The sequence below is a fragment of the Burkholderia sp. 28_3 genome, assembly GCF_003253915.1.
Lineage (GTDB): Bacteria > Pseudomonadota > Gammaproteobacteria > Burkholderiales > Burkholderiaceae > Burkholderia > Burkholderia cenocepacia.
Map to the genome: position 1 here is coordinate 585,857 of NZ_QKZF01000001.1, position 22,939 is coordinate 608,795.

Here is a 22,939-nt window from a genome sequence, read left to right on the forward strand (position 1 = left end):
GGCCGCCCGGTTTGCCGTCACGCGGGACGATGGGCCGACGTGAAGAAATCGGTCCACGCGCCGTTGTGCCACGCGCCCTCGGTACGCTCGACCGACAGCGCGCCGGCCGCGAGCATCGTCCGCTCGGCGAACGTGATCGTGCGCCGCGTCACGTGCGCGGCCAGCACGACGCCGTTCTCGCATTGCTTGAGCGCGCCATGCCCCTCCGGCGCATCGCCGCGCATCCGGCCGAGCGCGCCGCACAACGCGCCGACATAGCCGCCGACGAGCGGCACCCCGATCCACGCGAGCGGCGAATGAAGCCCGACCAGATAGAGCAGCGCGGCCCCGGCGAGCCCGACGACCGCACCGATGGCCACGCCTTCCAGCGCGCCGAGGCCGCCCGGCCGCGCGGCGGAGTCCGCATAGACGTCGCCGCCGAGCCAGAACAGCGCGTGCTGTCCGGGCGGATTGAGAAAGAAGACCTTCACGTCGTCCCGATGCATGGCGTGGCCGCGCAACTGTTCCGCGCAGCGTTCCGCCTGTTCGAGCCGCGAGAAACGGCCCGCGATGATGGTGTCCATGTCGAACCTCCTGCCCGGTGACGCGCAGGGCCGCGGGCGTGCGACGCCCGGTCGGCCCGGCGCTGGCCCGCGCATCACGTTACTTCCGGCGGATCTGCAGCTTGTCGCGCACGCCGCTCACGCCGTCGACGTCGTGCGCGACGCGGATCGCGGTCGCGCGTTGCCGCTCGTCGGGCACGTTGCCCGTCAGTTCGACCACGCGATCGTGAACCTGCACGTCGATGTCCGCGGAAGCCAGCCCGCGTTCGGCGACGAGCGCGGCCCGGACGCGGGACGCGAGCGTCGCATCGCGGATCTGGCCCCCGACGGCCGACGCCTGGCTCGCGAGCTTCGCACGCGTGCCCTCCTCGGCGGCTGCGTGGCGGGGTGTCGCGATCCATGCACACGACAGCATCAGTATGCTCGCGATCGGCACGACCGGCGTCCTGCGTCGGCCGCGTGCAGGTCGGCGGCAGCCGCCGTCGCGCCGCATGCTTTCCGTTGCGTCCATCGCGTCTCCTTTTCGTATGCGGCCGAGTGGCCAGGGGGCCGGCCGGCCGGGCCGCGTGCTCGCCGCTATCGGTCGCGCGGCTTCCCGTCGCCGGCGTCGTCCGGTACGACGTCGACGATCACGCTCGCGAGCGTCGGCATGTCGACCGGCTTGCACAGATACGCATCGAACCCGGCGGCCATCACGCGACGCCGGTCGGCCGTGCCGGCGTGCGCGGTCACCGCCACGACCGGCAGATGCCCGCCGCCGTTCGGCAAATGCCGGATCTGGTCGAGCAGCCAGTAGCCGTCGCCGTCCGGCATCGCGAGATCCGACAGCACGACGCTCGGCTGTTGCCGCTCCACCGCCGCGAGCGCGTCGTGCCCCGAACGCGCGGTCGATACCTGTGCGCCCATCGTCTTGAGCGCCGCCGCGAGGCTGGTCCGCGACGTTGCGTCGTCGTCGACCACCAGCACGCGCTGGCCGTCGAGCGCGACCGTATCGGGAGCGCCTCGCGCGCGCGACGTCTGCCCCACCGGATCGTCGGCGTCCCAGCCGGCCGGCAGCGTCACCGTGACGGTCGTTCCGCGCCCGGCGCCCGCGCTCGTCGCGACGACCTCGCCGCCGTGCAGCTGCGCGATATTGCGCACGATCGACAGGCCGAGCCCGAGGCCGCGCTTGGGCGACGTGAACGCGCCTTCCGGCCGGCTGAACGTCTCGAACAGATGCGGCAGGCGTTCCGGTGCAATGCCTTGTCCGGTGTCGGAGACCGACAGCCGCACGCGTTCGCCCGCGCGCGTCAGCGAAACGTTGATGCGGCCACCCGGCGGCGTGAACTTGATCGCATTCGACAGCAGGTTGGACAGGACCTGACGCAGGCGTTCGCCGTCCGCCGGAATCACGCAGGCGGGCATCGCGTATTCCGTCGACAGCACGAGCCCGTTCGCCTGCGCGGTCGCGTCGAGTTCACGCGCGGCGTCGCGCACGATCCGCACGAGATCGACCGGCACGCGCTCGAGGCGCAGCCGGCCGGTCGCGAGCGACGATGCGTCGAGCAGGTCGGCGACCATGTGCGACAACGACCGTGCGCTGCGATCGATCGCGGCGACCGCCTGCTGCACGAAACCCGGCCCGTCGGCATTGCGCAGTACCTCGACCCAGCCGTAGATCACGTTCAGCGGCGTGCGCAGTTCGTGCGACACCGTCGCCAGCAGCTCGTCCTTCAGCCGGTTCGACGCGTCGGCCTGTACGCGCGCGTCGCGGGCGCCGCGCAGCGAACGGAGGTGGTGGCGTTCGTCGCGGCGGCGTTCGCCCGCTTCGCGCAGCGTCAATGACAGGCCCGTGCAGTTGCCCTGCGCGTCGACGATCGGCGACGCGGCGAACGTAGCGCGAAAACGGCCGCCGTCAGGGCGCACGCACAGTACGTCGAGCGGCCCGACCGGCGCGCGCAGGTCCGCGAACGATGCGGGCACCGGATGCCGGCGCAACCAGCGCGGCGCGATCATCGTGACGATGTCCCGTCCGTTCGCCTGGGTCGTATCGATGCCGAAGATGCTTGCCGCGGCCGGATTCCAGCTGGTGATCCGGCGCGCGGCGTCGGTCCCGACGATGGCATCGGGCGACGCGTCGACCACGCGGCGCAGCAGCCCGTCGTCGGGCGCAGCCGCGACGGACGACGGCTCGAGGTGCGGCGGGTACGAGCCGCCGTCGTCGTCATCGATCTCGCGCAGACGATCGTTCGCGAGCAGCGGCTTCACGGCCGTCACCAGCACGCATTCGACGAAACTGATCGCGACGAACGCGCCGGCTTGCGCCAGCAGCGTCGCCAGCGGCGCGTCGCGCCACCACAATGCGCCGATCACGCCGACGCTCGCGGCGGTCGCGACGAGTCCGCCGGCGAACGACGTCAGCCATGCGGCAGCCGCCACGCCTGCGTAGAAAGGCAGCGGCGCAAAGGGCGCGTGCTGGCCGACAGCCCGAATCGCCCACGCCTGCAGCGCGGACGCCAGCCCGACGGCCAGCACGACCCATGCACCCTGCCGCAACACCTCACGGGTCAGAGTCCTCATTGCATCCTTGCATCGCACCGGCTGCCGTCGTGCGGGGCATGCCGCCAGTCGGCCATCCGGCATGCCGTCGAACGCGCCGGGCGAGCGTGAACGCGTCAGCAAACGGCGTGCCTGGCCGGGGCTGGCAGTCGGGTTCGCGGCAACGGCAGGCGGGACCGTGCGCCCGCTCGGCGCCGTGGCCGATCAGGTCGTCGCCGATCTCACGGCGCGCGCGGGCGCACCGTGCGGCCGGCCACTTTTTTCATCGACTTCCTGTAAAAAAGCGCCGGTAGCGACCGGATGGAGCGTCGCGCGCCGAATGCGCGGAAAACCGATGGGCGATTCCTTTCGTGCCGCTCGCCCGCATTGGAAATTCCTATTCAGCGGCACCTTCGTGGTCGTTTCGCTGTCGATGATAAATATTGCAATCAACGGGATGCGTGATGCCGTTTTTCAAAACGGCCCGCGAACGCCTATGGGTGAATCCGCCAACCGGACGAAGCAGCGCGCAGACGACCGCCGGCTGTCCGGCCGGTCCGCCGCGATGCGCACGCTGCTCGGCCGTATCGAGAAAATCGCGCCGACCCGCGCGAGCGTGATGATTGCCGGCGAAAGCGGGGTCGGCAAGGATATCGTCGCGCGCCGGCTGCACGATCTGAGCGCCCGGCGCGACGGCCCGTTCGTGCCGATGAACTGCGGCGCGATTCCGCCTGACCTGGCCGAGGCGCAATTGTTCGGGCACGAGAAAGGCAGCTTTACCGGCGCGGTCACGCAGCGTGAAGGGTTCTTCGAAGCCGCGCGCGGCGGCACGCTGCTGCTCGACGAGATCGCGGAGATGCCCGCGGCGCTGCAGGTGAAGCTGCTGCGGGCGATCGAGTCGAACACGATCGTGCGGGTGGGCGGCACCGAATCGATTCCGCTCGACGTGCGGTTCGTGTCGGCCACCCGCCACAATCCGGCCGACGCCGTGCGCGACGGCCGGTTGCGCGAGGACCTGTTCTACCGGCTCGCCGCGTTCGCGATCTACGTGCCGCCGCTGCGCCAGCGCGACGGCGACGTCGAGACGATCGCGCGGGAATTCGTCGACACGCTGAACGCACGGCATCGCTCGCACAAGCGGCTGACCGACGCGGCGATCGCCGCGTTGCGCGCGTATTCGTGGCCCGGCAACGTGCGCGAGCTGCACAACACGATCGAGCGCGCGTACATCCTGTCGGACGAAGGCATCGAGGTCGCGCTGCCGAAGCAGCCGGTGCCGGCCGTCGACAGCACGTCGGAAGGCGCGATGGCGCTGCCGCTCGGCGCGACGCTGCACCACGCGCAGCAACACTTCATCGCGGCGACGCTGCGTCACTTCGACGGCAACAAGCCGCGCGCGGCCAAGGCCCTCGGCATCAGCCTGAAGACGCTCTACAACCGGCTCGCGCTGATGCGCGACCAGGACGGTTCGTGAGCGGCGCGGCCCGCGAGCCGCGGGCCGCGAGCCGCCGCTGCGTCAGGCGACCTTGAACTGGCCGACCGTCGTCGCCAGCGCGTTCGCCTGCGACTGCAGCGCGGTGGCCGCCGCGGTCGACTGTTCGACGAGCGCCGCGTTCTGCTGCACCATTTCGTCGAGCTGCGTGACCGCGCGGTTCACTTCCTGGATGCCGCGCGTCTGCTCGTTCGCCGCGTGCGTGATCTCGGAGATGATGGTCGTCACGTTCGACACGTTGGACACGATCTCGCGCATCGTGTCGCCGGCCTGGCGTACCTGGCCGGACCCGGCCGACACGCTCGCGACCGTCGATTCGACCAGCACCTTCACTTCGCGCGCGGCTTGCGCGCTGCGCTGCGCGAGGCTGCGCACTTCCTGTGCGACGACCGCGAAGCCGCGGCCCTGTTCGCCCGCGCGGGCCGCTTCGACGGCCGCGTTCAGCGCGAGGATGTTGGTCTGGAACGCGATCCCGTCGATCACGCCGATGATGTCGCCGATCCGGCCCGACGCCTCCTCGATCTTCCCCATCGTCGCGACCACGTCCGACACGACCACGCCGCCGTGCGACGCGATCCGCGACGCGGCCGCCGCGCGTTCGTCGGCCTGGCTCGCGGCCGCCGCCGACTGACCGACGGTCGCGGTGATCTCTTCCATCGACGCGGCGGTTTGCTCGAGGCTTGCCGCCGCCGATTCGGTCCGCGACGACAGGTCCTGGTTGCCCGCCGCGATCTCGTTCGCGGCCGTGCGCACCGATTCGCTGGCGTCGCGGATCTGGCGCATCACGTGGTTCAGCTTGTCGACGAAGCTGTTGAACGAGCGCGCGATGTCGGCGACTTCGTCGCGGCCGTCGGCCGGCAGGCGCTGCGTCAGGTCGCCGGCGCCCGAGCCGATCGCGGCCATCGCCTGGCGCACCTGCGACAGGCGGCGGAACGCGGTTGCGGTGATCGCGCCGATGATCAGCGACGCCACGCCGACGATCACGATCAGCGTGATCAGCGACGCGGTCAGCAGCGAACGCATCCCGGCCGTCGCTTCGGTCTTGTCGAGCAGCACCAGCGCGTACCAGTCGGTGCCCGGCACCGGTTTCGCGCGCACCAGCTTCGCGTCGCCGCCGACGCCGACCTCGACCGGCGCATTCGCCGCCGCGATCGACGCCACGCCCAGCGAGCCGAGTTCGGGCGAGACGTCGGCGACCGGCTTCAGCGTGAGCTTCGCGTCCGGGTGCGCGACCACGTGGCCGCTGCTGTCGATCAGCATCCCGAAGCTCGCCGGCGTCGGGCGGATCGACTTGACGTTGGCGATCACGCTGTCCATCGACACGTCCGCGGCGACGACGCCCTTCAGCGCGCCGTCGCGCAGGATCGGCACCGCGAACGTGACGACGAGGTTGCCGGTGCCGGCATCGACGTACGGCGGCGTGACGACCGGCTTGCCGGCCTGCGCGGCCTGCTTGTACCACGGGCGGCCGGTCGGGTCGTAGTCGGGCGGGATGCCGGTCGGGTCGGAGAAGTGGAACGCCTTGTCGGCGTAGCCGGCGTAGACGTTGGTGAAGCCGCCGGCCGCGGCCATCTGCTTGAACACCGGCAGCGGATCGGGGGTCAGCGCGGCATCCTGCAGCGACGCGATCATCCGGCTGCGGGTCGCGACCCAGTCTGCGATCCCGACCACGTGACCGCTGGCGACGGAGGTCAGGTTGCGGTCGATCGCGTCGTCGTTGTACGAGCGTGCGATGAAATAGTTGATCAGGGTCGTGGCGACGAGCGCGAATACGACGATGGCGACGCACGCGGCGAGAATGCGGGCGCGAATGGACGAGAACATGGCAACGACTCGGTAAGGGAGCGCGAACGCCCGGTGGACGAATTCACCGGGTAAACGGCAATCGCGCCGCTTACTTGAGGTCGTTGTGACAATTCAGTGAAACGTATGACGAAAGGCGCCGGCGACTGTCGGCGGATCGTCAGGATGGCCGGCGCCAACGGGCATGCGGCATGTCGGTGCGGCACCCGGCCGCCGCGCGTTACAGCCGATGGCTCGGGCGCGGATCGGCGTCCGCGGGCGCCGCGTCGGCGCGGGTGTCGCGGTCGAACTCGTCCTTCTGGCGCATCCGCTCGCGCAGGTTGCGGATCGCGAACACGTGGATGTAGTCGTGCACGCGCGCACCGGACGACAGCGCGCGCACTTCGTCGTCGAGCATCGCGCGCAGCTGATCCGCGCCGATTGCACGCTGTTCGGCGGCTTCCTTGAGTGAATCGAGCAAATTGTCCTTGGACATCGACGGACTCCTGACGGACGAGGAACGAAAAGATGACGGTACTGGAAGCTTAAAGACTAGACAGATACGCGGCGTACGATGCGCCGGCACGTGTTTGCGCGTGATCAACGGCACGTTGCGTGCCGCCGCGCCGATCCGTTTCCGAACCGACCCCGCGCGGGGTTCGCGGTGCACGTGGCCCGCGAACGAGACTGGAAGCCCTGCCACGCCACCCCGGGGCGCGGCACTGACGACGGGCGGCAGGTGAAACGCACGCGCGACGCCGATGCAGACGCGAACTTAGACCGGCCGAAATCATGCGTCAAGCGGCGCCCCGCGTGTGCCGTCCATTCGTCGAACGAACCTGCCGGCCCGGCCGGTCGACTGCCGCGCGTGTCAGCGGATTCCGATACGCGTCGCGCAATTTCCTGACAGCGACTTCAGCGCGCGCCGCTTGGCAGCGCACCGTCGCCGCACGATACTGATCACATGAACCAGGCGTTCATACCGGAACATCGCTCAGCTGGCCATCGAGCCGGCACGCGGGGTTCCGCGCAGGAGACCAATCATGGCACATCGCAACTTGCCGGGCCGGGACGGCCAGCGGCGCGCGTCGGGCAACGCGCGCGCCCTGCCCGCCCGGGCCGCGTCGGCCGGCAACCGTCCGTCCGACGATCTCGACACCCTGCTCGCGCTCGCCCGCGAGGCCGGGTTGCTCGTCACGCTCGACGGGCAGATCGGCCGCGAAAAGTATCAGAGCGTCGTGGGGTCGGTTCTCGCGTTGCAGCGGTTCGCCGCGGCGCTCAGCGCGCGAACCGAAGCCGACGCGCCGGCCGTGTCCGAGCCGCGTCGCAAGGCGCGCCCGGGCTGGCCGCATGCGAATCGTCTGCGCAGCCGCACGTGCAGCGCATGCGCGCCGCTCCGTGTCGCTCATCCGCATTCGCGGGTACGGCGCGGCGCGGGCCGCCGGCACGACCTGCGATCGGTTCTTCGTATCCTCTGATCTGAGCGCGTCACCGACGCACGGCACGAGGCGACTGCCATGCCCGCGCGCTGCCGTGCAGGCTTCCAGGTTCGCCGTGGTCCGTGCCGAAGCGACCGCGCGATGACGCGCCGCTCGACGCGGCCGCGTTCAAAACCATTCCTGCGGGAAAGTGAATTCGACGGGGCCAGGCGGAAAGCGGACGGGGTGACTTGCACCCCGCCCGTCCTCCAAGGCAACCGTCGGTTGCCTACCCTCGTGCCAGAGAGTTCCCGGTCGGATGACGCGCCGGACGAACACGTGGCGCGGCTCCCGAAAATGATGTGACGGCGGCGCGTGCGACGGTGATCGTCACTCGCATACCGGCGCGGTTGCCGTCGCGACTGCACGACCAACCCGCCGCGTCGCCGGATGTTCCATCACTGTCTCACGCGATGTGCGTCGCGTTTCTGATGCAGGTCAATCCAAACCCGCTTCGGTCGCGATGACGCGCGATTCAGTCCGCGCCACGCACCAGCAACACGGGCACCTGCGCGAGATGCGCGACGCGCCGCGCGACGCTGCCGATCAGCCAGGCGGCGATGCCGCGACGGCCATGCGTGCCGACCACCAGCAACTCCGCGCGCCAGTGCACGGCATCGCGCATCAGCGCATGGGCCACGTCGTCGCTGGTCGGGCGCGTTTCGACGATGCCGCGCTTGGTCGGATTGCCGGTCGCATGGAACAGCGGGCCGATCTTCGCGAGCGCATCCTCGCCCTCCGCGCGGTACGCATCCTCGAGCGCGCGCACGGGCACGACATCGGTCAGACGAACCGCGCGATCGATCACGTACGCCGCATACAGCAACGTCGTCGGCGCCGCGAAGCCGAGCCCGACGCGCACCGCGTGCAGCGACGGCTCGCTGCCGTCGACCGCGAACATCAGCCGCTGCAGCGCGCCGTCCGACGGCCGCGCATAGGTGCCCGGCACGATCAGCAGCGCGCAGCGCGCGCGTTTCGTCAGCGTGTCCGACATCGCGCCTTCGACGAGCCGCAACAGCCCGTGATGCGGATTCGCGCCGATCACCAGCACGTCCGCATGCCACGTCGACGTATCGTTCACCAGTGCGTCCGCCACCGAGCCGCCCGTGACCGACGTATCGACGACCGTCTGTTCGACGTCGATGCCGTTGTCGGCGAACAGCGCCGCGATCCGCTCGCAGGTGGCGTGCGCTTCGCGCGTCATGTCCTCGCGCGCGGACGTCAGCAGCGCATCGATGCGCGGAATGTCGGGCAACACGAGGCGCGGATTGTCGATCGCGCAAATGATGCGCAATCGCATGCCGGGGCTCAGCAGCGTACGCACGTAGCGCGCGGCGGTCAGCGATTCGGGCGTCGGGTCGACGGCCAGCGCGATCCGCGCGAGCGTCGGGATGGGCTGGGCAGGCTGCATGGCGAAGGCCTCCGTGCGTGCACGTCGTCGCTGAACGACGACGGGCGCTTCGCGCGGCAGCGGCGCGCGGCGGCCGGACAGCCGCCGCGGTCGCAGGGATCGGCGGATGCCACGCGAAGCGCGGACAAGCAATGCGTTCGTTCAGCATAGGCCGTCCGGCCCGCGCGTGCATGATCGCGATCAACGATCGCGCGGCACCCTGCCCGCGCCGGCTTACGACTTCGTCGGCATCGATGCGGCCGGACGGTTCGCGTAGAACAGCGCGTACGCGATGCCGAGCAGCACGATCCACACCGGCCCGATCACGAGCGCGACGCGCGTATCGGGCGTGAACGCCATCAGCACGACGACCAGCGCGAGAAACCCGAGCGCGACGAACGAACCGAGCGGATAGAACGGCACGCGAATCGGCAGGCGCGCGATCTTGTCGGCCGACAGCGTGCGGCGAAAACGCATCTGCGCGATCAGGATCACGCACCACGTCCAGATCGCGCCGAACGTCGACACCGACGTGAGCCACGTGAACACGTGCTGCGGCGCGAGATAGTTGAGCAACACGCCGATCAGCAGCAGCGCGACCGACACGGCCACGCCGTACACGGGCACGCCGCTGCGGTTCACGCGACCGAGCGCGGCCGGCGCCTGGCCTTGCTGCGCGAGGTTGTAGAGCATCCGCGCGGTGCTGAACAGGCCGCTGTTGCACGACGACAGCGCCGCGGTCAGCACGACGAAGTTGATGATGCCGGCGGCGGCGGGAATGCCGAGCCGCGAGAACGTCATCACGAACGGGCTGCCCTGCGTGCCGATCTGGTCCCACGGATAGAGCGACATGATCACGAACAGCGCGCCGATGTAGAAAATCAGCACGCGCCAGAACACCGAGTTCACGGCCTTGGTCAGCGACTTCTCCGGGTTGCGCGCCTCGCCGGCCGTGAGGCCGAGCATCTCGACGCCGAGATACGCGAACATCACGATCGGCAGCGCGGCGATCACGCCGTTGATCCCGTTCGGCATGAAGCCGCCGTGCGACCACAGGTTCGAGATGCCGGTCGCGATGCCGCCGTTGCCGATGCCGAACGCGATCATCAGCCCGCCGCCGATGATCATCAGCACGATCGTGACGATCTTGATCAGCGCGAACCAGAATTCGAATTCGCCATACAGCTTGACCGCGATGAAGTTCACCGAGCCCATCGCCATCAGGGCCGCGAGCGCCCAGATCCAGTTCGGCACGCCGGGAAACCACATGTGCATGTAGACGCCGACCGCCGTGATTTCCGCCATGCAGGTGACGATCCACACGAACCAGTAGGTCCAGCCGGTCAGGTACCCGGCGAGCGGGCCGAGGTAGTCGCGCGCATAGCGGCTGAAGGCGCCGGCGACCGGGTTGGTGATCGCCATTTCGCCGAGCGCGCGCATGATCAGGAAGATCGCGAGGCCGCCCAGCAGATAGGTCAGCAGAATGGCCGGGCCGGCCGTGCGGATTGCGGTGGCGGAGCCGAGGAACAGGCCGACGCCGATCGTCGCGCCGAGCGCCATCAGGTTGATGTGCCGTTCTTCCAGCCCGCGGTGCAACTGGTCTTCTGGTTGTTTCAAATCCGTCTCCTGGCAGCCGCGAGCGGGCCGCCGTCATTGTGTCGATGACAAGGCGCGCCCGTTCATGCCGAGTGTGGCAGCCGAAAACGAAATAATCGCCGCTGTCGATTTCCGAATAAGAAACGACACGGATACCGCGTCAATCCGGTTGGAATTGCCGCGGATTATCCGAATTTCCCGGAACAATCCGGAAAAACGGATCGAGCCCTTCACGGAATACACCCGAGCGGCCCGCGCGACGCGGCTGTGCGCGTGGCGAGCGGCAACGGGATCCATCGCTTTCGGCGCGAACGACCGCGCGTCGAATGTGCGCAATTTCGCGCACGCAATATGCAGGCGGGATTATAGGGAGGATCGGCGATTTAACGCCAGGTGATTTTGGGGAAAATCGCGGTGCGTGAAAGCGGTGATCGGATTCGAATGCGCGCGGCGCAGCGCGCGCATTTATTTCGACAACGTCGCCCGCACCGTATATTCGCCGTCGAGCCGGCCCTGCTCGGGCCGCACGAAATAACGCGACGAATCCAGATCGGCCGGCAGCGGCTCGACCGGATAACCGTGCTTTTCCCACGCATCGAGGCCGCCCTTCAGCGCGCGGATGTTGTGGATCATCTTCTTGCGCTGCATCTTCGCGATCAGGCGCTTCGCGGTCGCCTCGTTCGGGCACACGCAATAGACGACGATCGGCCGTTTCAGCACTTCCGGATCGAGCAGATCGGGCGAATCGAGATCGACCGGCACCGCGCCCGCAATCCGGTACGGCTCGCGTTCGCGAATCGCCTTGGGCCGCGCGTCGAAGATCAGCGGCGGTTCGCTGGACGTCATCATCTCGACGAGCTGCGGCGGCGAAATGCGCACCTGCGCGAGATAGCGGCGGAACTGCACGCGGCGCACCCAGCGGTACAGCAGGAACGTGATGAAGATCGCGAGGAACGCGTCGAGGATCGTGCCGCCGCTCGCGCGCACCCACAGCACGAACTGGACGATCTGGTCGTGAATCGCTGCGCCGCCGATCAGCCAGAACGCCGCCCACAGCGACGCGCCGGCCAGATCCCAGAACAGGAACACGCCGATGCCGATCGCGGTCGTGCCGAGCAGCGGCGCCGACACGAGGCCGAGGCCCGGCAGGAATTTCGACAGCACGAGCAGCGGCGCGCCGTATCTTTCGAACACGTTACGCGCGAAGCGCAGCGTCGTGTCGAGCGACAGCGAGAAGCGCACGAGGCCGTTCAGCAGACGCCGGCCGCGCGTGCGGCCCATGAAGAACCACAGCGAATCGGCCAGCATCGTCGCGCCGATCGCCGCCGCGAACATGCTGACCCAGGACGCCTGCCCCATCGCCGCCATCGTGCCGCCGAGAATCAGCATCGGCACGGCCGGCACCGGCACGCCGAGCTGCGTGATCAACACGCTCGCGAACACGGCCCACGGGCCGAGCGACGATGGAATAGCAATGGGAAAGTGCCACACGGCGGCGCTCCTGAAAGACATGCAGGCCGCGCGACGGGGCCGTCGGTACGGCGGCGCAACGGCTGCCGCGGCACGTCCGCGACCGACCGGTGCATCATGCGCATTCTAAACGGGTTTGGCCTCGACCGCGCGGAACGCGGGCCGTCGGCACGGGCTTTGCGCCGGGCGTGACGCGCCCGTGACAGTCACGCGTCGGAGCGCTGCGCGAGCTGGGCGACGTGTTCCGCGTAGTCGGGAAACTCGGCCGCCAGCGCGGCCGCATCGGCCAGCTCGAATTCCGCGAACTCGAACCCCGGCGCAACCGTGCAGCCGACGAGCGCGACGTGCTGCGGCGACGCGCAGCGCGCGCCGAACCAGCTTCCGGCCGGCACGACCGCCTGGAACACGGTGCCGGGATGCGTGAGCGGATTGCCGAGCCGGTGGATCGTCAACCCGTCGCGCGCGTCGAGTACCCACACTTCGATCGGGTCGCCCGCATAGAAATGCCAGACCTCGTCGGAGCGGATGCGGTGCCACGACGAATACGCGCCGTCGCACAGCAGGTAGTAGATCGCGGTCGACGCGGCACGGGGCGCGCCGTCGGCCGGACGCACGACCGAATCGGTCGCGCGGTAGGTTTCACGGAAATAGCCGCCTTCGGGATGCGGCTGCAGGTCGAACTGGCGAATCAGGTCGGGCGCGGAAATCGGCATGGCAGATGACGTCGGTAAGGTAGGAAACCGGCATCCGGCGGCCTGCCCGATCTCGATTTACGCGCTCGGATGCCGCCGGATGTCCCTGCGTCGATCGCCGCGGCCATGCGCGCGGCGATCGAGCGGACACCGGCCGATGCTGCCAGAACTGCGTGCCGGGATGCAACCGTCGACGCGCAATCGCGCACCGGCGAGCGTATCGGCAGTGCGGCGCCGCGCGCCGGATCGCTCGCGCCGACGGCCGGCCCGGCGCGCGGCGCTCGGCCGACCGCGGATGTGTGCGCCGCGTCGGCCGCCGTACCGCCCGTCGTCGATCATGCGGCCGCCGACGCCCCCGCCTCGCCATGCCGCACCAGCAGCACGGGCCGGTCGGCCGCGCGCAGCAACGATTCCGCCACGCTGCCGAGCAACAGCCTGCGCAGGCCGTGTCGCCCGCTCGTGCCCATCACGATCAGATCGGCGTCGGCTTCGGCCGCCGTGCGCATCAGCACCGTCGCGATGTCCTCGCCGTACGCGTCGAGCGCGCGCACCGTGCCGCGCACATGCTGCCGCGCGAGCGCCGCTTTCGCATCGTCGAGCACCGGCGTCGCGGCATCGGCCGCGGCGGCATCGCCGTCGCGCTCGGCCGCGAAGCCGGCGTCGACGTCGACGAGCTGCGGCCGATGCTCGACGACGTACGCACAAGTCACTTCGCCGCCGGACGCCGTCGCGATCCGGATCGCCTCGTTCAGCGCGAGACGCGCGCTCGGGCTGCCGTCGAGCCCGACGAAAATCCGCTTGTACATGGTCCGTCCCTCCGACCGGGCGCGCGTCGCGCACTGCGCCGCCACGACCCGTTACCGCAAGCCGGCCCGGCGCCGGCTTGTCTGCCGAACAGTCTGCCCCACGTGCCGACGCGCGCGTTGACGCGCGTCAAGCGCGCCTCGCGCGCCCGCTGCCCCACGCCGTTTGCCGCAATTTCAACCGACCCCATTACAAAAAATGTGTAAAACGCGCACAATTTCATCTTGAAAATAGTCGTTGCACGCAGCCGGTGCGAGTTTTCCCGGTTTTGCCGCGCTGCCCGAGTGCCCCGGGTAGCCCGAATAACAGAATGGCCATCGAATGACCGCCAGTGGAACCCCGACGCGTGACGCCCGAGGGCCCACGCGCCTCCAGACCATGTTACGCCAGCCGTTCGCGGCCGGCGTCGTCGCCCTGTGCGCGGGCGCCGTGCTGTCGCTCGGCGTCGCGCTGCTGGTGCGCGAGCAGTGGCAAGGCGCCGTTCACACGCGTTTCGAACGCCGCACGTCGCACGTGACCGCGATGCTGCGCCACGAACTGCAGGCCGGTGTCGCCGTGCTCGAAGGCGCGCGCGGCGCGTTCGGCCTCGTCCCGGACATGACGCCCGGCCAATGGCGCCGGTATGCGGAGACGCTCGATCTCGACAGCGGCCGCTCGCCGGTCCGGCAGATCGGCTATGCGCCGCTGACGCCCGCGGCGCGCGCCGCGCTGGCCGGCGCGAAGCCGTTGCCGGCCGATCCGCTCGCGGCTGCGACGCTCAGCGCGCCCGTCTCGAACTCGCCGGTCGTGCGCTTCGGTGCGTCCGACGCGGCGCCGCTCACGCGCGCGCTGCGCACCGGCGATATCGCGCTCGGGGTTCACCCTGCCGACGACGACACTTCCCGCGACGCCCGTACCCTGACGCTGTTCCTGCCCGTGGCGTCTTCGCCGCTGGCGGCCGCCAAGCCCTCCGGCACGCGGGAAGGCGGCGCCGACGGGATGCTGTTCGCGGCGCTGAGCCCGCGGCGCCTGATCGAGCGGGCGCTCGATGCGGAGCGCGGAATCGACCTGTGGATGACCGCCGGCGGCGATGCGCGCGCGATCGCCAGCGTCGAGACGACGACCGACGAAGCATCGGCGTCACCCGACCTGATGCGGCGCACCGATGTGCTGAATTTCGGCGGCACCGCGCTGACGCTCGCCTATTCCGCGGACGGCCGGCCGAGCGCGACCGGCGCGCAGCGCGCGGCCGGCACCGTGCTCGCCGCCGGGCTGATCGCGTCGTTCGCGTTCGCGGCGCTCGTCCATGCGTTGCTGCGCGGGCGCGCCGACGCCGGTGCAAGCAGCCGCGGCATCCTCAACGAGGCGCGGATGATGGGCATCATCCGTTCGTCGATGGAAGCGATCATCACGATCGACGAGAAGCAGACGGTGGTGATCTTCAACCCGATGGCCGAACAGGTGTTCGGCGTGTCCGCGATGGAAGCGATCGGCGCGCCGCTGTCGCGCTTCATTCCCGAACGGTTCCGCGCCGCGCACGCGAAGCACGTCGACCAGTTCGGCGTGACGGGCGTGTCTGAGCGGCAGATGGGCCGCCAGCGCGTGCTGTTCGGGCTGCGGGCCAACGGCGAGGAATTCCCGATCGAAGCGTCGATCTCGCAGATCCGCGACGCGTCGGGCAAGCTGTATACGGTGATGCTGCGCGACATCACCGAGCGGCAACGGGCCGAGAATGCGTTGAAGCAATCGCGCGAGGAATTGCGCGAATTGTCCGCGAACCTGCAGAACGTGCGCGAGGAGGAAAAGACCCGTATCGCGCGCGAACTGCACGACGACCTCGGGCAACAGCTCACCGCATTGAAGATGGACCTGTCGGTCGTCGAGCAGCAATTGCGGATGCCCGGGCGCGCGCAACCCGATGAAGGCGTGCAGACGCATCTGCAAGGCATGCGGCGGCTGATCGACGCGACGGTCGCGTCGGTGCGGCGCATCGCGGCCGACCTGCGGCCGGTGATGCTCGACGATCTCGGCCTCGTGCCCGCGATCGAATGGCTCGCGAACGATTTCACGAACCGCTACGGGATCGATGTCGAGCGCCACATCGAAACCGGCGGCCTCACATTCACCAGCGCGGGCGCGACCACGCTGTTCCGTATCGTCCAGGAAGCGCTGACGAACGTCGCGCGCCATGCGGATGCGACGCGCGTGGCGTTGCGGCTCGACATCGAGGAAGGCTTTTGCGTGCTGCGCGTCGCGGACAACGGCCGCGGCGCGGCGCCCGGCGGCCCGGCCCACGAGGACAAATCGTTCGGCCTGATCGGCATTCGTGAACGCGCCCACATGCTGGGCGGCACCGTGACGATCGACACCGCGCTCGCGCGCGGCTTCTCGATTACCGTCGCCTTTCCGCTCGCCACCGTTCAACAGGACACGCTCATCACATGATCAAGGTGCTCATCGCCGACGACCATACGCTCGTACGCGACGGTCTGCGGCACATCCTCCAGAACGCCACCGGATTCGAGGTGGCCGGCGAAGCCTGCGACGGCCCGTCGACGATCGCGCTGGTGCGTGCGACGCCCGCGCAGGTGCTCGTGCTCGACCTGTCGATGCCCGGCCGCAACGGCGTCGAGCTGATCAAGCAGATCAAGGACGAAAAGCCCGCGCTGCGCGTGCTGGTGCTCACCATGCACGCGGAGCAGCAATACGCGGTGCGGGCGTTCCGCGCGGGCGCGTCGGGGTATCTGACGAAGGAAAGCGCGAGCGCGGAGCTGGTCGGCGCGGTCACGAAAGTGGCGTCGGGCGGTGTCTACGTGAGCCTCGCGATGGCCGAGCAGTTCGCGCAGAGCCTGAACGAGCCGGCCGAAACGCTGCCGCACCAGCGGCTGTCCGACCGCGAATTCGACGTGTTCCGGCGGATCGCCGCCGGCCAGACGCTGACCGAGATCGCGAATGCGCTGTGCGTGAGCGCGAAGACGGTCAGCACCTACAAGACCCGGATCCTGGAAAAGATGCAGATGCCGCACGAAGCGGCGCTCGTGCGCTACGCGATGCGGCACAAGCTGCTCGACGAGACGGACGACGTCTGAGCCGGCGTCGTGCAGGCCCGGTCGGGCCCGCGCGTGATCGTTACTTCGCGGGCACCGGGCACGCGAGGTCGCCTTCCTCGCAGGACAGATAGCCCTTCAGGGTGTCGGTGCGCGCTTTCGTCAGATCGTCGAGACAGGTCGATACGACCATCGGGTATGCACTGCCGTCCTCGGCATTCGCGCTCGAGAAACGGCATTCGGCGTCGCGGTACGCGATCCACGCGCGCTGCGCATTCACGAGCTTGTCGGCAAGCGGCCGCGCGTCGCGCAGGCGCGCGGTGACGGCCTGGTAAGTCCGGTTCAGTTCCCCGTCGGATTTCTTGTACGCGCGATCGGCACACGCCGTCATCGTCGCCTGATCCGTCGCGTCCGCACAATTCGCCTGCGCATGGGCGACGCTCGCCACCAGCGCCAGCGAGCCCAGCAGACCGGTCAAGACACGCATGGATGCTCCTTGTCGTTCGTTGAAGTGTGGAACCCGGCGCCCTGCTGCGCCCCGTGTGAATGGGCCGCGCCACGCGCCGCGGCGACATCGACCGCGATGCTAGCGCACGCGCGGCGGATTGTCAGCGGGGTGCGGCGCGGCGAGTGACGTGATCATGCACGCCAAGGTATCGCGCGGATCCCGCGCCGATCGGCATCCGGCGTTTCGCTCATGCGCGCCGCAGGCTATCCTGCGACCGATTCGGCCGACCTCGTGCATCGGGCCGCCCAATGAAGAAGACGCAAAAAAGCCTGCACGCGATACGCGTGCAGGCTTTCTCGATACGGCTTCAATCGCGGCCGGCGAGGGCCGCGCGGCAACGGCCGGCTCAGTGGCCGAAGTACACCGACGAGCGGTCGCTCACGGCCGGCACGGCCGCACGCTGGCCCGACTGCGACGTCGCGACCGGGTTCGCACCGTAGCCGGTGGCGTCGGCTTGCGCGCCGGCATTCTGCGCGGCGGCGATCTTGGCCTGGGCGGCCTGGATGTTTTCCGGGTAGTTGATCCAGTCGTTCGGGTTGTAGCCGGCCTTTTCGAGCTGGACCAGTTCGGCGCGCACTTGCGCGCGGGTCAGCGGCTGCTGGTTCGATTGGGCGAACGAGACGACCGGTGCGGCCACCAGGGTGGCCAGTGCAACTGCCTTGATCAGCGATTTCATGATGCGTTACCTCCAGGATTGTTTTGTCAGGCGCTTCGGACTCGAGGTCGTTGCGCATGAGTAGAAGTCTAGGAGGCGCGGCTATCAGGGTAAATACTTAAATCGCAAATTCACTGTTGACCGAAACCGTACAATCCAGCGGGAATAAGTCGTTTCGTCAGACGATTATCGGCGTTCGTGCACCGAATGCCGCGATACGGCAACCGGCACGCGCGGGTCGCGCGTTCAACGCAGGCGATCGGTATCCGCCGACGCCATCTGCCTGTCGAACAGCAGCGCCTTGAGGCGAATCAGGTCGTCGGCATCGATGTCGCCGAACGCCGCATGATGGAGCGTCAGCGCGGGCGGCGCCGGGTCGGCATGCACGGCCCGCACGGTGCCATCGAGCGCAAGCCGCTCGATGCGACCGGCGGTTTCGTACGGAAGCAGCACGCGCAACGGCTCGCCGGTCGCCGCGATCGGCCGGTCGACGGCGATCGACAGCCCGCTCAGGCTGATGTCGTGCACCACCCCGATGCCTTCCGTCCCTTCCGCTCCGCCGCTGCAGCAGGCCGCGATGCGCACCGGCACGCGCGGCTCCGCGCGCGTGCGCAGCCGGTCGACGAACCCTGGCGGCGACAGGACCATGAACGGCGCGGCGCCCGACGCCTGCACCGATTCCACCGTCGCGCCGAAACGCGATACCGCGGCCCGGCCGATCGCCACTGCTTCGACGTCGTCGCCGCGGGCGAAATCGAGCACGGTGGCGGGCTGCGGCTCGACGAACAGCGCACCCGCCGCGCCGACGCCGATCAGCCGGCAGCGCTGCAGCGCGCGCGTCGTGCCGACCCGGCGGCGGATGCCGATCGCGGCGCCCGCCGACAAGCCCATGCGCGTGGCGGGCGCGGCCGCCGTCGCGGACCCGCGCGGACCGGTGTCGGCGTCCTCGCGCCGGCGCACGGGGCGGAAATGGTCGAACAGGAAAGCGTGCTGCGCCGGGTCGCGCAGCGTCGTGCCGGCCGGCAGCAGCGCGGCGCCGTCGGCGTCGTAGAGGTCGAAGCCGAGCGGGACCTCGGCGGAAAGATCGTCGCGTGCGAGCGCGACGTAATCGGTGGAAAGCAGCATCGGAGAAGCGCGGAGCGACCGCGCGAGCTGTCGTGACAACTTGATTACGGCAGCATCGCGCGGAATCTGAACGGCTTCGTTACTGCGACGCGCCGGTCGCATCGGGCGCGGCCGGCACCGGCATCGGCGGCGGAGTCGGCACGGCGGAAGGCGCGGCGCCGCTACCGGCGCTGCTTCCGCTCGTCGTACTGGCGCCTGCCGGCGGCTGCGCAGGCGGTTGCGACGCGCCGGACGACAGCGCCGCGGCCGATGCGGCCACTTCGGACGCCGGCACCCATTCCTCGACGATGCCGCCGGAAGCGGCATCCGGCGCCGACGCAGTGGAGGCTGCCGACGCCGCGCCCTCGTCGACCTCGGCCGGACGCTCGATACGTTGCGTCCTGACCGGCGTGGGCGCCTTCTTCGGCTCGGGCGGGAACCACGTATCGAACAGGTCGGTCGCGCGCTCGCGCAGCGACGCGAACCAGCCCGGCGACGGTTCGGTATCGAATTTCGCCTTGGTATCGACGATCCGGGCGCGCTGCGCGCGCTGGAAGAAATCGCCGACGATCGGCAGCGCGCTGTGCGCGCCCTGCCCCCAGTAATCGCTGCGCAGCGTCACGCGGCCGTCGTCGAATCCGACCCACGCGCCGGCGACGAGGCCCGGCTGCATCAGGATGAACCAGCCGTCCGCGTTGTCCTGCGTGGTGCCGGTCTTGCCGGCCACGTCGCCGCGGATGCCGAACCGCGTGCGGATGCTGCCGCCCGTGCCGCGCGTCACGACGTCGCGCATCACGTCGAGCAGCGTCTTGTCGGTTTCGGCGTCGAGCGCGCGCTCGGGCGGCGCCGGTGCGTATTCGGCGAGCACCTCGCCCTGGCGATTCTCGATGCGCGTCACCATCTGCGGCTCGACGTACAGCCCGCCGTTCGCGATCGTCGCGTACGACGCGACCATTTCCTTCAGCGTGACCGGGCTCGTGCCGAGCGCGAGCGACGGCACGCGTTCGAGCGGGCTTTCGCGCACGCCCATGTCGCGCGCCAGCCGCGCGACGGCGCCCGGCCCGACCTTCTCCATCACCTGCGCGGTGATCCGGTTGCGCGACAGCGCGACCGCGTCGCGCAGCGTCATCGGCTTGCCCGTAGGCGGCACGTCGTCGTTCGGCCGCCAGATCTCGCCGCCCTTCAGCGGGATCTCGACCGGCTGGTCGACGAACGTATCTTCCGGCTTCATCCCGTTCGCGAACGCGACGCCATAGACGAACGGCTTGAACGTCGAGCCCGGCTGGCGCCGCGCCTGCGCGACGTGATCGAACGGCTCGCGGGTGAAGTCGCGACTGCCGACCCACGCGCGGATCTGCCCGTCACGCGGATCGATCGCGAGGAAGCCGGCCTGCACGTCGGTCTTGGCCTTGCACAAGGCATGCATGAAACCGCGATCGGCCGCGAGCATCTTCATCGCGGCCGCGTCGTCCTTGCCGGCCTCCTGCGCGGCCTTGTACTCGGGCGACTCACGCATGAAGGTGCGAAACACCTCGTTGTCGGTGCCGCAGCCGTCGCGGCCGCTCCACGCGTTGTTCGCGATGCCCTGCAGCTGATTGCCCTGCAACGTGAGCGCCTGCGTCGCCATCTGCTGGAGCCGCGAGTCGATCGTCGTGCGCACGATCAGCCCGTCCGAGTAGATGTTGTAGTCGTTGCGGTCGGCCCACGCGATCAGCCATTTGCGCAACTGCTGCGCGAAATGCGGCGCCGGCCCGGGCGGCTCCTTCTGGCGCTCGAAGTCGATGCGCAGCGGCCGGCGCTGCAACTGCGCGAACTGCGCCGGCGACAGCTTGCCGTACTTGACCATCTGGCCGAGCACCGTGTTGCGTCGCTGCAGCGCGCGCTCGGGGTTCAGCACCGGGTTGTAGTAGCTGTTGCCCTTCAGCATCCCGACGAGCGTCGCGCTGTCGAGCACGTCGAGTTCGTCGGCCGACTTGTCGAAATAGGTGCGCGCGGCCATCTCGACGCCGTACGCGTTGTACAGGAACGGCACCGTGTTCAGGTAGGTCTCGAGGATCTGGTCCTTGCTGTAGACGGCCTCGATCTTCAGCGCGGTGATCGCCTCCTTCACCTTGCGCGTGAGCGTCGGCGCGCGGCCGATCTCGTCCGGATACAGGTTGCGCGCGAGCTGCTGCGTGATCGTCGAGCCGCCCTGGCGGCTGCCCGAGAACGTATGCAGCGCGGCCGACGCCGTGCGCTTCCAGTCCAGCCCGTGGTGTTCGTAGAAGCGGCGATCCTCGGTCGCGATCAGCGCGTCGACCATGCGCGGCGAGATCTGCTTGAGCGGCACCCATTCGCGGTTCGACGGCTTGAATTCGGCCAGCAGCTTGCCGTCGGCGGACAGCACCTGCGCGGGCTGGTCGACGCGTGCCTTGCGGATGTCGCCGATCCCCGGCGTGAACGGGATGAGCACGATCACGTACCCCGCGAACAGCGCCGGCACGGCGGCGGCCGTGAGCAGCACGCCACGGCGCGTCGGGTGGCGGACATGGTGCCACGCGGTGGCGGCGAGAGGCTTGGCCCGCGCGACGGCGGCCGCCGCGACGGGTTGGGCGCGCGCGACCCATCTGGCACACAAGGCACGCACTGACGACACGTTTCGGCGATTCACGCGGGTGGAGCTCGGCTGAAAAGGCTGCATCGTACCAAACTCGCGCGGCCGGCCGGCCCGCGGCGGCCTTGCGCCGGCACACGCGGTGCGGTTTCGCCGCAACGCTCACGCAAAAAAGGCGCGTGCCCCGCAACCGGAGCGACGCGCCAAACCTGGTACGACAACCTGAACGCCGCGCGACGGGGACGCGGCAGCGGCGCGACCGACGCTGCGGGTCAGCGCACGAGAAACCCGTACGTGAGCGGATCGCGTTCGTCGACGATCCAGTTCGCGAACCCGCAGACATGCGCGCTGCCTTCCACTTCCGGGATCACGGCCGGGATGTCGCCGACCGTCGTTTCGCGCAGCACGCGCCCCTTGAAGACCGTGCCGACGATCGATTCGTTGACGAGCGTGTCGCCCGCCGCGAGCAGCCCGCGCAGGTACAGCTGCGCGACGCGCCCGCCGGTGCCGGAGCCGGTCGGCGAGCGGTCGACCTCGCGATCCGCGAACACGCAGCAGTTCGCCTGCGTCGAACCCGCGTGGCGCGGCGCGTTCGCGATGATCGTGCCGTAGATATGGTTGATTTCCGGGATCTCCGGATGGACGACCGGATACTTCGCGTTCGCGGCCGCCTTCACTTCCGCGCCGAAGCGAATCAGTTTCTCGACCGCCGATTCGCGCACCGGCAAGTCGAACGGCGCGCCGTCGACATAAAAATAAAACGCGCCGCCATAAGCGATGTCGCCGGTCACGGTGCCGAACGACGGCGTGTCGACCGACACGTCGCGCTGCCAGATGAACGACGGCACGTTGACGAAGCGCACCGGCCCCGCGTGCTCGCCGTCCCACTGGACGAACGCCTCGATGAACCCGCACGGCGCATCGATGCCGACCCGCGTCTCGGGCACGGTGCGCTGCACCCAGCCGAGCTCGACGGCCGCCGTCGACAGCGCGATCACGCCGTGACCGCAATGGTCGCTGTAGCCTTCGTTGTGCACGAAGATCACGCCGAAATCGGCGTTCGGCGACACCGGCTCGGTCAGATAGCCGCCGTACATGTCGGCATGGCCGCGCGGTTCGAACATCAGCGCGCGGCGGATCTCGTCGGCGTGCTCCTTGAGCCACGCGCGGCGCTGGACGATCGTGTCGCCGGGCAGGCGCGGCAGCCCGCTCGTGACGATGCGGAACGCCTCGCCGCCGGTGTGCACTTCGACGGTGGACAGGGATCGGGAAATTTTCATGGCGGATCGA

20 protein-coding genes are annotated in these 22,939 nt (G+C 69.3%); 4 read left to right on the forward strand and 16 right to left on the reverse strand.

Going from position 1 to position 22,939, the window contains the following annotated elements; translation table 11 throughout:
- Positions 1-17: 17 nt before the first annotated feature.
- The 3 genes from DFS13_RS02765 to DFS13_RS02775 form a co-directional block, all read right to left on the reverse strand.
- Complete coding sequence (locus tag DFS13_RS02765; protein WP_006491228.1) at positions 18-563, reverse strand: hypothetical protein; 546 nt, start codon at positions 561-563, stop codon at positions 18-20.
- 79 nt (positions 564-642) lie between these two features.
- Positions 643-1,053 carry a BON domain-containing protein gene (locus DFS13_RS02770; protein WP_006491223.1) on the reverse strand — a complete coding sequence of 137 codons (411 nt, stop codon included), beginning with the start codon at positions 1,051-1,053 and terminating at the stop codon, positions 643-645.
- Between the two features lie 65 nt (positions 1,054-1,118).
- The gene (locus DFS13_RS02775; protein ID WP_012493329.1) at positions 1,119-3,101 is read right to left on the reverse strand and encodes an ATP-binding protein; all 1,983 of its coding nucleotides are present in this window, start codon (positions 3,099-3,101) and stop codon (positions 1,119-1,121) included.
- A gap of 391 nt (positions 3,102-3,492) precedes the next feature.
- Between DFS13_RS02775 and DFS13_RS02780 the strand changes: the two genes are divergently transcribed.
- Complete coding sequence (locus DFS13_RS02780) at positions 3,493-4,533, forward strand: sigma-54-dependent Fis family transcriptional regulator (protein WP_048985611.1); 1,041 nt, start codon at positions 3,493-3,495, stop codon at positions 4,531-4,533.
- A gap of 42 nt (positions 4,534-4,575) precedes the next feature.
- Here DFS13_RS02780 and DFS13_RS02785 read toward each other — a convergent pair whose 3' ends face one another.
- Positions 4,576-6,375: a methyl-accepting chemotaxis protein gene (locus DFS13_RS02785; RefSeq protein ID WP_006491225.1), complete on the reverse strand. Its 1,800-nt coding sequence runs from the start codon at positions 6,373-6,375 to the stop codon at positions 4,576-4,578.
- Between the two features lie 199 nt (positions 6,376-6,574).
- Entirely contained in the window at positions 6,575-6,829 is a 255-nt protein-coding gene (locus DFS13_RS02790) for a DUF3562 domain-containing protein (RefSeq protein ID WP_006491227.1), read from the reverse strand.
- A gap of 547 nt (positions 6,830-7,376) precedes the next feature.
- On the opposite strand from DFS13_RS02790, the gene DFS13_RS02795 reads away from it, so the two are divergent.
- The gene (locus DFS13_RS02795) at positions 7,377-7,811 is read left to right on the forward strand and encodes a hypothetical protein (RefSeq protein ID WP_006492218.1); all 435 of its coding nucleotides are present in this window, start codon (positions 7,377-7,379) and stop codon (positions 7,809-7,811) included.
- A gap of 475 nt (positions 7,812-8,286) precedes the next feature.
- Here the strand turns inward: DFS13_RS02795 and DFS13_RS02800 are convergent, their stop codons facing one another.
- The 6 genes from DFS13_RS02800 to DFS13_RS02825 all read right to left on the reverse strand — a co-directional run bounded on the left by DFS13_RS02800 (position 8,287) and on the right by DFS13_RS02825 (position 13,765).
- The gene (locus tag DFS13_RS02800) at positions 8,287-9,222 is read right to left on the reverse strand and encodes a universal stress protein (RefSeq protein WP_006485822.1); all 936 of its coding nucleotides are present in this window, start codon (positions 9,220-9,222) and stop codon (positions 8,287-8,289) included.
- 213 nt (positions 9,223-9,435) lie between these two features.
- Positions 9,436-10,818: an amino acid permease gene (locus DFS13_RS02805; RefSeq protein WP_048985478.1), complete on the reverse strand. Its 1,383-nt coding sequence runs from the start codon at positions 10,816-10,818 to the stop codon at positions 9,436-9,438.
- Positions 10,819-10,851: 33 nt separating this feature from the next.
- Positions 10,852-11,094 carry a hypothetical protein gene (locus tag DFS13_RS02810; RefSeq protein WP_077176092.1) on the reverse strand — a complete coding sequence of 81 codons (243 nt, stop codon included), beginning with the start codon at positions 11,092-11,094 and terminating at the stop codon, positions 10,852-10,854.
- A 168-nt stretch (positions 11,095-11,262) separates the two neighbouring features.
- Positions 11,263-12,288: a DedA family protein/thiosulfate sulfurtransferase GlpE gene (locus DFS13_RS02815; RefSeq protein ID WP_006485817.1), complete on the reverse strand. Its 1,026-nt coding sequence runs from the start codon at positions 12,286-12,288 to the stop codon at positions 11,263-11,265.
- Between the two features lie 185 nt (positions 12,289-12,473).
- On the reverse strand, positions 12,474-12,980 hold the full coding sequence (locus tag DFS13_RS02820) for a cupin domain-containing protein (protein WP_006485821.1): 507 nt from the start codon (positions 12,978-12,980) through the stop codon (positions 12,474-12,476).
- Between the two features lie 314 nt (positions 12,981-13,294).
- On the reverse strand, positions 13,295-13,765 hold the full coding sequence (locus DFS13_RS02825) for a universal stress protein (RefSeq protein ID WP_034202359.1): 471 nt from the start codon (positions 13,763-13,765) through the stop codon (positions 13,295-13,297).
- Between the two features lie 319 nt (positions 13,766-14,084).
- On the opposite strand from DFS13_RS02825, the gene DFS13_RS02830 reads away from it, so the two are divergent.
- Together DFS13_RS02830 and DFS13_RS02835 are read left to right on the forward strand one after the other, a co-directional pair.
- Positions 14,085-16,187 (forward strand): PAS domain-containing sensor histidine kinase, encoded by a 2,103-nt coding sequence (locus DFS13_RS02830; RefSeq protein WP_012493327.1) that lies wholly within the window; start codon positions 14,085-14,087, stop codon positions 16,185-16,187.
- Positions 16,184-16,831, forward strand: a complete 648-nt coding sequence (locus DFS13_RS02835) for a response regulator transcription factor (RefSeq protein WP_006483707.1) — start codon at positions 16,184-16,186, stop codon at positions 16,829-16,831. The genes DFS13_RS02830 and DFS13_RS02835 overlap by 4 nt, the downstream gene beginning before the upstream one ends.
- Before the next feature lie 40 nt (positions 16,832-16,871).
- Here DFS13_RS02835 and DFS13_RS02840 read toward each other — a convergent pair whose 3' ends face one another.
- The 5 genes from DFS13_RS02840 to lhpH all read right to left on the reverse strand — a co-directional run bounded on the left by DFS13_RS02840 (position 16,872) and on the right by lhpH (position 22,929).
- Positions 16,872-17,276: a lysozyme inhibitor LprI family protein gene (locus DFS13_RS02840; RefSeq protein WP_006483706.1), complete on the reverse strand. Its 405-nt coding sequence runs from the start codon at positions 17,274-17,276 to the stop codon at positions 16,872-16,874.
- 367 nt (positions 17,277-17,643) lie between these two features.
- Positions 17,644-17,973, reverse strand: a complete 330-nt coding sequence (locus DFS13_RS02845) for a DUF4148 domain-containing protein (RefSeq protein WP_006494882.1) — start codon at positions 17,971-17,973, stop codon at positions 17,644-17,646.
- Positions 17,974-18,198: 225 nt separating this feature from the next.
- Positions 18,199-19,077, reverse strand: a complete 879-nt coding sequence (locus DFS13_RS02850; protein ID WP_034202361.1) for a PilZ domain-containing protein — start codon at positions 19,075-19,077, stop codon at positions 18,199-18,201.
- 79 nt (positions 19,078-19,156) lie between these two features.
- Positions 19,157-21,736, reverse strand: coding sequence for a penicillin-binding protein 1A (locus tag DFS13_RS02855; protein WP_111441350.1), 2,580 nt, complete (start codon positions 21,734-21,736; stop codon positions 19,157-19,159).
- 185 nt (positions 21,737-21,921) lie between these two features.
- Positions 21,922-22,929: a trans-3-hydroxy-L-proline dehydratase gene (gene lhpH / locus DFS13_RS02860; RefSeq protein WP_006494886.1), complete on the reverse strand. Its 1,008-nt coding sequence runs from the start codon at positions 22,927-22,929 to the stop codon at positions 21,922-21,924.
- Between the last annotated feature and the right edge of the window lie 10 nt (positions 22,930-22,939).